The organism is Streptococcus oralis (assembly GCF_001579175.1).
Classification (GTDB): Bacteria; Bacillota; Bacilli; order Lactobacillales; family Streptococcaceae; genus Streptococcus; species Streptococcus oralis_O.
This window is the reverse complement of record NZ_KQ970760.1, coordinates 813,368-822,929: the sequence shown is the minus strand read 5'-3', so window position 1 is coordinate 822,929 and position 9,562 is coordinate 813,368. Positions and strand designations below refer to the sequence as shown.

Annotated in this window: 5 protein-coding genes and 1 pseudogene; all 6 read right to left on the bottom strand. The window is 37.5% G+C overall.

The features are described from left to right. Positions 1–192: 192 nt before the first annotated feature. Entirely contained in the window at positions 193–1,008 is an 816-nt protein-coding gene (locus SORDD24_RS08395; RefSeq protein WP_061409494.1) for an LPXTG cell wall anchor domain-containing protein, read from the bottom strand. Positions 1,009–1,024: 16 nt separating this feature from the next. Next, a complete protein-coding gene (locus SORDD24_RS08390) occupies positions 1,025–2,098 on the bottom strand; it encodes a hypothetical protein (RefSeq protein WP_061409492.1) in 1,074 nt (357 codons plus the stop codon). A gap of 13 nt (positions 2,099–2,111) precedes the next feature. After that, positions 2,112–2,450 (bottom strand): hypothetical protein, encoded by a 339-nt coding sequence (locus SORDD24_RS08385; protein ID WP_061409490.1) that lies wholly within the window; start codon positions 2,448–2,450, stop codon positions 2,112–2,114. 91 nt (positions 2,451–2,541) lie between these two features. Continuing rightward, entirely contained in the window at positions 2,542–4,338 is a 1,797-nt protein-coding gene (locus tag SORDD24_RS08380) for an AAA family ATPase (RefSeq protein WP_061409488.1), read from the bottom strand. Between the two features lie 55 nt (positions 4,339–4,393). Beyond that, positions 4,394–6,139: a type IA DNA topoisomerase gene (locus tag SORDD24_RS08375; protein WP_061409486.1), complete on the bottom strand. Its 1,746-nt coding sequence runs from the start codon at positions 6,137–6,139 to the stop codon at positions 4,394–4,396. Positions 6,140–6,299: 160 nt separating this feature from the next. Continuing rightward, a pseudogene (locus tag SORDD24_RS11355) lies at positions 6,300–9,139 on the bottom strand (PBECR4 domain-containing protein); the annotation flags it as partial. Positions 9,140–9,562: the final 423 nt, after the last annotated feature.

The following is a 9,562-nucleotide window of genomic DNA, read 5'->3' as shown; positions in this document are numbered from 1 at the left end:
TTGTGTAGCGTATGCGTTGTTGTCGTTTTTGCTTTCAGGCTGGACTGCTTCATCCGCAAATGCTGAACCTGCAGAGAAGGCTACAAAACCTGCGATTGCAATACATGATGCTAAACCTTTAGCCCATTTTTTCTTACGGAAATATCCGTGTCCTTTTGTTTTTTCTGTCATATTTCTTTCTCCTTCACTTAATTAAAATAATTTCTTCTTGTAGAAGTAGCCAACCGCAGTAAACAACATGCCACCGATTACAGCTAGGAAACTTTGTTTTGTTCCTGTGTTTGGCAAAGTTACCATTTTACCATCCGCAGTCGAAACACTGATAGTCTTGTCTTCATTTGTAACAGCTCCAAGTGCTTCAGGAGCAACTACAGAACCATCTTCAAGGACAAGATTTCCGTTTTGAGTGCTGACAATGGAATCACCTGTGCTGGTTTGAACAGGTGCTTTTGTCACATCATGGACGACTTGTCCTGTTGAGCTTGAAGTGGTTCCAATTTGTGACTTCCCTTGTTGGTTCGCTTGATCAGTAGTTTTTGGCTGTTCATCTGGAACACCATCGAGGCTTCCTGCATTATCCTTGTCTTGCGCCTTATCTGAAGGTGCTGGTTTATCAGCTGGCACTCCGTCAAGACTTCCTGCGTTGTCTTTGTCTTGTGGTTTATCTGATGGTGTCGGAACACCATCGAGACTACCTGCATTATCCTTGTCTTGCGCCTTATCTGAAGGTGCTGGTTTATCAGCTGGCACTCCGTCAAGGCTTCCTGCGTTATCCTTGTCTGATGGAGCTGTTGGATCAACTGGAGTAACTGAAGGCTCTGTTGACTTATTTGCTGGAGCCTCTGTTTCTGTTGAAGCACTTGGCGCTGTTGGCGTAACCACTTCCGTTGTTGGAGCAGAGGAATCAATTGGCGCAAGTTCGTCTGCCGATGCAAATCCGCCAGCTTGTAAAAGTACGAGTGTTGATAGCGCGAGTGTAGCTAATACTTGGTTTTTGTTCTTGTTCATTGTGATTTTTCCTTTTCTAATTTTTAAGATAATTTGATTCCTTTGGTTCTGTTTCTACAACAAATCCATATTTTGAAGAATCAGAAGCTTTTACATCAAAAGTTAATCTAACGCTAGATGATTTATCCCCTCTTTTGACAGACAGGATATAGGAAACCGTATATTTTTGAGTTTCTGAATCATAATTCAATTTCTCTAAAATAACGGACTGTAAAATACCTTCTTTTGGTTTGGTAAATTTTGCATCACCTTCAGAAAGAAAATCTACTAGGTTTTCTTTTTTGCCCGAGTAATAAGAAGGTAAGAAATAACGGCTAAATACATCAACTTCATTTTTCGTTGAAATGATAAGTTGAGTATTTTTTTGTTCCTGATATAAGAAATTTACTTTTTCTGACTGGTTTGATAGTTGAGCGAAAGTAAAAAATATGCAAATGATATTTATTACTGACAACACTCCAAAAACACCTAAAAATAGATAAAATTTCTTCAGAGAAGTTGACCGCTTTTGAGATACGGGAGCCGCAACATCTGTTTGATCCCTTGCATTTGGAACAGGCGGCAAGCGATTTGGTTGTGAAACAGCCTCTGTCTCACCTTCAGCTGGAAAAAGCGGAAGAGAAGAATCGGATAATCCCAAACTTTGTTTATATACAGGATAAATCTGGTTCTCAAAATACTCCCTTTTTTCTTGATAGCTGTAATTCCCAAATTCAGAGCGAGTAAGTATCGATTGAATGAGGGGAAGCAAGAGGTTTTCATAGTCTTCAGTAATAAGGAACGGACTAGCATAAACCTCCCCTTCTGTCACCACGCTTTTTCCTTCCAGATGGGCAATTGCTACTTTTTTCAGCTGAAACTGACCATACGCCTGTTTTAACTCTTTAAATAACAATTCGGCTTGTTGAAATGTTAGGTAGGGCAAACTTTTTGCAATCGGCTGAGAAAAATCAGAAAGATGATCCAATCCCTCGAGGATATCAAACAACTCACTATCATCCTCTGGACCTCTTCCATCTTCCCAGGTGATTTCTAGAAATAAGTCATCTGTAATCGTACAGCGACCTTTATTAAAGAGCGCAAAAGCCATATATCACCACCCCTTAATTTTTCACAAAATCAAAAATCCATTCAATGATACTTGGACCTGCAGAAACACCAATAATTGCAATTGCAATTGAAATCCAATTTTTTTTCATTGAGGCTTTTAACTCTCGTCCACCAAATGCATAAATGAGCGAAGTGACAACGGCAGCTAGACCAAATAGCGCAACACTGACTAACTGAACTTTTGTAATTCCTTGTTTCGCCAAGTTATCCGACTTAGCAAATGGATCGTCCGCATAGGCTGTAGATCCTGTTAGAAACAGGGAAAGGCTCAATAAAAACATCTGTGATTTTGTTTTTACTTGCTGAAGTTGTCTTGTCAAATAATTTTTCATAGAAATCCTCCTTTGTTTTTTTGACAACGTTAGTATAATAGATAATTGAAAAAAATTTTTTAAAGGGACAATCATTTTTTTAAGGTGAATTTTAAGAAAATAATGCTTCACCAAATGACGTCTTTTCAGTTTCAACATCGAATAATATTTTTCTTTTATCTTCACGGTGATTCTCATCTGGTGCATCACCTTCTACCCAAAGATGAAAATGATACTCTTGATTGTGATCAGATAAGTTCAAAAACTCTTTAGAAATTAAAGGGAGAACTTTATGTTTAATCACTCTTTCCAGTGGCCGTGCCCCATCCTTTATATTGGTTCCTACATCCAATAAATAAGTAACCAAACTTTCTTCATAAGAGAGAGTCAACTGTTGATTCTTCATTCTTTCTTGAATTTCTGATAGTTGTTTGACAATAATTTCCTTATTCACTTCCTCGTCTAACATGTTAAAAATCAATTTATATTCAATTCGATTGAGAAATTCTGGTCGAAATTTAGTCTCTAACTCCAACGTCATGCTCTTTTCAAACTGTACTTTATCCCTATCTGTTAGTTTTTTAAAATTTCCTTTCAATTCATACTGATTAATAATTTTTTGCGAACCAATATTCGTAGTAATAATGACAATCGTATTCTTAAAACTTACTTGCCTTCCAGTTGAATCAGTCAAGCGCCCTGCATCAAGCACCTGCAAAAATAAATCTACAACTTCTGAGTGTGCTTTCTCCACCTCATCGATCAAAATAACGCTATAAGGTTTTTGTTTAACTTTCTCAGTCAATTGTCCTTTCGTTCTAGTTTGGCGATCGCCAATCAGCTTTGTGATATCTCCCTTTTGTTTATACTCAGACATATCAAAGCGAATGATTGCCTCTTCATCATCAAATATTCCCTCTGCTAGTGCCAAGGCAAGCTCTGTTTTTCCAACCCCAGAAGTTCCTAGAAACATAAAGGAGGATAGAGGCTTTCTTTGATCCTGTAAACCAGCTTGTGCAACAGTTATAGAATCCACAACAGCATCTACAGCCTCATCTTGGCCTTTAACACGTCGTGACAGCTTTTCTTTTAAACCATCTAGTCTTTCCTTGTTACCTTTCAAAATCGTCGTGACAGGAATACCTGTTTTATTTTTCAGCACCTCTGCAATTTCTTGCTTCCTGACATCGCCTAATCCATTTGTAGAACAAATTGTTGCTGCTTCATCTATTAAGTCAAAGGCTTTATCAGGTAAAAATTGATCAGGTATGTAGCGGACAGATAGAAGTACAGCTTGTTTTACAGCATCAGAACTAATAGACACCTGGTGAAAATTTTCGTAAATAGTTTTAGCTTGCTCAAGAATTTCAATCGCTTGAGTAGTTGTTGGTTCAGAAACCCTAATTGGCTGCATCCTTCGCTCAAGCGCTCGGTCCGTTTCAATATATTCATGAAATTCATCTAAAGTAGTTGCGCCAATCAATTGCATCTCACCACGTGACAAAACTGGTTTAATAATATTTCCAGCATCCAAAGCGCCCTTATCTGAACCACCAGCACCAACAATAGTATGAAATTCATCAATAAAGAGAAGATTCTCTCCTTTGGTTTCTACCATCTCCTCAATAATTTTTTTAAACTTAACAATAAATCCTCCATCCTCATCTGACATTAAACTAGATAGTTCCAGAGAGCGCACGGTCAAGTTTTTTAATTTGGGAGATACCTGGTTTCTTAAAATGGCTAAAGCAAATCCTTCAACAATAGCTGTTTTTCCAACTCCAGCTTCTCCTACCAAAATGGGATTATTCTTAGTTCGTCTGAGAAGAGTGGTCTGAACAGCTTCTACTTCTTTATCACGTCCGTACACCTGATAATCTTCCGCTTTTTTTGAAACTTTTTCTGTCAAATTATCTGTATAACGATCTAAATAGGGTGTTTTTTCTTTTCTTCAGTAGTCACACTTAATCACCTCTTTCTTTTACTTCCTTGATTTGAAGAGTGAGCTTATCTTTTATCGCATCCACAAATTCTCGTGGATTGATTGTCCCTTCTCCAATCTGAGATAGAAACATTTCCCATCCTCCTGTTGTCTCTGGATCAGAGAACTCATTGTCATAGAGATAATTGATCAGTAGATAGGCCTTGTTGGTAGGAGTTAGTTGACCTGTTTTTTTATCTTTGACAACATAGCCCTTGCTCTGAATTTTTTTAATGATTTCTCCTCTAGTGGCTTGTGTTCCTAAGCCATATTTAGGAAATATTTGACCAATCAATTGGCTTTCAGTTAGTCTTTTAGGTGGTTTTGTTTCACCCCCTACAATCTGGACTTGTGTCTCAATTCTATCTCCTACTTGATAATCAGGAACTTCAACAGAACCTCGTACCTTTCGAGAACTCCATTCAGCCCATCCTAATTTATGAAGCGTTCTACCCTTTGTTTTAAAAACAAAACCATTATTTTCTACTTCAATTGTTTTGGTTGAATAATAACAATCATCCGCAAACATCAAGATTGCCTGCTTCACAACTGCTTCATAAATCAATCGTTGGTCAGTTTTTAAATTTGAAAGGTTTGGAATTCTTTCAGTCGGAATCAAGGCTGAGTGGCTCGTACCAGACACTTTTTCATCATTGACATAATCTTCTCTAGGCTCCAAAAACGCTGGCTCAAAATGACAATTAATAGCTTTTTGATAGGCAGATAGATTTTCTTTTAAATCGTCAAACTCAAATTGATTGATGTATTCTGAATCTGGTCGTGGATAGGAGAGAAATCCTTCCAAATACAGTCCCTCAACAATGCTCTCTGTTTTATCTGAGTCAAATTTCCAGGCACTTGCTGCAAAACTTTGTAATGCAGACAAGGTAAATAGTTGTGGAGCGGATTTCTGTTGATTTTCTACCTCAACTGAAGAAATAACAGAGGTGGTTGATAACTCCCTTGAAGAGGCTAAAATAGCCTCACTATCTTTAGTTTTATCTTTGGTAGTAAAGAATACCCCATTTTTCTTATCCTCCAGCTGAAGCTTCCAATATTTTTCTGGAGTAAAGTTGCGAATCTCTAAATCATTCTCACAAACTAGTCTGACCGCTGGTGTTTGCACTCGGCCAACCGATAGACTGCTACCTTTTGTTCGAGGGAGTTGTCCTCTTGCTTGAAGATCAAGTGTTGCAAGAGGTGATAAGTTCATTCCTACCAACCAATCACTTTGTGCACGTGCTTCAGCTTCCAAATAGTAATTATAGGTCTCTGAAGGTTCCTTCAATTCCTGAAAAGCTTTTTGAAGAGCTTTCTTTGTCATGGAGCTTCCCCAAAGACGTTTCCAAATTTTCTCCTTCCCTCCTGGTATATGCGATAAAATAGAATACGCAATTCGCTCTCCTTCTCTATCAGCATCCGTCCCAATAATCACTTGATCCGCTGCTACCACTTCATCATAGATTCTCTTAAATTTTTCTCTCGAATCCTTGTCCTCTTTCAGATGTTGCTTAAATGAAACATTTGTTAGGGGTAATTTATCAAGTGACCAGTTGTCTGGTTCACTGTATTCAAATAGGTGCCCTTCAGCAGCCACCACATGTACTTCAGCTGGAAAATAGAGTGACTGCCTAATGACATAGACACCTTTCTTTTTACTAAATTGTCCCAAAGCTGTAGCATAAGCTTCTGCCTGTTTCTCTTTTTCAGCCAGAATAACTATAACCATATCATTCTCCTTCTACTTCATTTTCTGTCATTGTAAGCTATAATTAAAAAATCTTTTGTAAAGGGACATCGACAAAGAATAGAGTGAGTTGATATCAAAAAAAGCACAAAAAGTTATATAACTTTATATACAAAAAAGAGGCTCTTAAAGAGCACTCTTTCTAGACTTTAAGCCCCTTCTTTGGGCTTTGGATAAAATTTTGATTTTGTACCACCTGTCTGTTTAACTGGTAAGGCTTTGTATGTTGTTCAACACTTTTTACAATCTTAGATACTGTTCCATGAATCCGTTTCATAGATTGCGCTAGTTGTTGATCGTCAAGAGAGGTCAAATTATCAGTCCAAATTGCCATATAGAGAATGGCTTTCTCAGAGGTATCTAACCCAAAATGCTTAGAAACGAGATAACTTGTCATCTCAGCTTCAAGTTCTCTACGATCTTTTGAGACATCCTCCTTATACGAGTTAGCAAATTTAGGATTATGTAGACTAGCATGCGCCAACTCGTGAATGGTGGTTGCAATGACTTCTCCAGGAGTATTATCTGGATTCAAAAGTATCTTTTGTTCATCTGGATAAAAAGATCCTTTCGCACTTCTCAACTCTTTTGCATCATCTTGATAGATGGTTACACCGATACTATTTGCATAATCGGAAAGTCCTTCAAGCACCTCTTTCGTACGAACATGATCCAAATTAAAATCATAGTGACGATTTGGCATCGCTTTTGGATAAAATTCAGGCTTCAAGGTTGTTTGGGATAACTCAAATACTTTATACGTAGCGAATTTAGCTAAGCCTGTATTTGAATCTCTTTCCTGGAAGAAGCGAGATTTCAATTTCCCTTCCTTCTTTAAAGCTTTTTCTTCAGGTGTCGCTTCAGAAAGTCTTTTATATTTTGGATTACCTTTTCCATTTTTTACCTGGTTCCCATTTTCATCCAATACAGGAATCATTTCAACCATCATAGGTCTAAACAAGGTAATATGTGATTTTTCTCCTGTCTTAACCGAAAGATTGTTATGAACAACTTCTCTTGTTCGACCTGTTTTTTATTGGTATAGGTATTTCTAGTTTCAAATACCTGATCTGAAGTAATCCCAAGAACTTCCCCCATCGATTGCCATTGATTATAGGTTGCGACTGCATTCGCTCCTGGCCACTGTTCCTGAATCAACGCTACATTTCTAGGTGACAGCTCTGGAAACTTACTCATAAAATTCAGATACTCTTCTAACCGTTCTGGTGTTTCTGTGTACTCTCTCACTTTTTGAAAAGCAACCTCACTCAATTCATGCGGTGTTAAACTAGCATAATCAATACTACTTGAATTTACTTCAGGAGTCTCCAAATCCGAAATAGGTTCCTCTTTCAGAATCTCCTCTACACGCTGAAGTAAATTAGTTTTAGTTTCTTGCTTAGAAGATTGAAAAGCTACCGTTTCTCTTGTATCAGGAGTTTGACTTGCTACTTCTTCTGTCAATCGAGCCGATTCATTTGCTTCCTGAGAAATTTCCTTATTCACCTCTCTATTTTCCAGCTGAGAAAGAATTTCTTCATCCATCGATGCTAGTACAGATTGACCGTTGAGTCGACGATATCCTAATCCTAGCATTTGTGAAATTGGTGTAGTCTCATCTCCAATATCATATCGAATTCCCTCTTTGATCATTTTACCCCCTGGAGCATAAACATCAAACTTAATTTTGGTAGGAGGGATATAGTCTTCAGTATTGCCTGCAGTTACTTGTTTCATTCCTTCTTGATGAATTGGATAAAAGTCCTGATTGGCCTTATATAGCTCCCTAGCGAAATCTTGATAAGATATCAGCTCGGTCTCTTTAAATGGCAATTTCGGGCCACCTGGGCGATCCTCAGACCATTGAAGGCGAATATGATAGTCATCTTTATAAATATGATCTTGATGCCAGTCTCTATAAAAGTCGGAATTTTTATCCAGGAGATTATCTTCTCCGGCGGCAGCAACAATCTGATCAAATTTATCATTGTACTGTTTCGCATAGTCAAGATACTGATTCCATGCCTTATGAAATTCTTCTGGAGTTTTTGAGATGTCACTAGGCACTCCTAAATTATAGACAGTATCTAAGACTTGAGTAAACTTATTCGCATCACGTAGGGAGTTATTCAGTGTATCCTCTGGAGCTGGTGGTTCAGGTTCTTCAGAAACCTCCTCATACTGCTTATTTTTTAAGACAGTTAGCATTTCCTCGCCACCATCTTTAACAAACTCCTCATTAATTGACAGTTGCTCAATGTGACCATTTCTTTCTCTATAGACACCGAGAATTGTACCAGTATCTATATCTCCCAGTTGTTTACTTAAATCACCTTTCACTCTCATTAAAGATGCAGGTACATGAGTAAATTCCTTTTCTTTGAATAGCAATAACAAATCTGTATCTTCTGGTCTGATTGCCTTTGTAAGATCCAGATTATTAAATTTCTTTACAGATGAGAGATCGTTAAACACAAAGGAATCGGACTCCACAACCTCAGGTAATAAGTTCAAAACTTTTAATTTATCCGACATTCCCTGCGCAAATTTTAGATCTCTGAAATGCCCTCTTCCAGCTGCAACATCTTCAACGAATGACTCAGACAAATGTTCTACCCGCTCATTATATACAGGTGTTACTCCAGTTAAGTGCATCCAATTTTTCTTGTCAAATTTAACATTTAGAATTTGGAATTGCTTTTCTTCTGGATTCTTATAAACATAATGGATACTTGTCCCTGACATTTCTTTTAGATACCATTGAGCCGAATCTCTCATTGCGTTTGCGTATAAATTTAACGTCCGCATGTTTTTTCTGAATATTTTATTTGACATTCGATCCTCATCGATGGTAAAATGAAGATGAACATTGGCAGGAAAATCAGGTTGAGAATTTTTCTCAACGGGCTGCGGTGCTGTCCCTGGAGTTTCTACTCCTAAAAAACTGGAATTGCGATTCAATAGTTCGCCCCCAGTGTTATTAGAAAGCTCTTGATTTTGATCATGAGCTTTTTTTGTAATCTCGTTTAAAAACTCTTCATCTTCTTTCAATCCACTATTGAAAGTCCAGTAATCTAGTTCAAAATAATTCGACTTTTTCAAGAAGTTCTCTAAGTCGTCAAAAACGTAGTTTTCTCGCAGTAACGCTTTATTTTCATCAAAAAGAGACTCCCAATCTTTAACAACAATGTATTTTAAACTATCATAGCCCATTTGAGTAGCTAGAAACTCTGTTTTACCTGGTTCTGAATGGTATTTAAAAACAATATTATCTTCTTTCTGGCTAAGTGAACCATATTGGCGATAACCAAACTGACCATCCTCAAATAAATAGAATTCAAGCTCACCGTCGCTTTGATAAACACGCCAATAATCGCTGTATAGTTCATCTTGTTTTAGAACAAT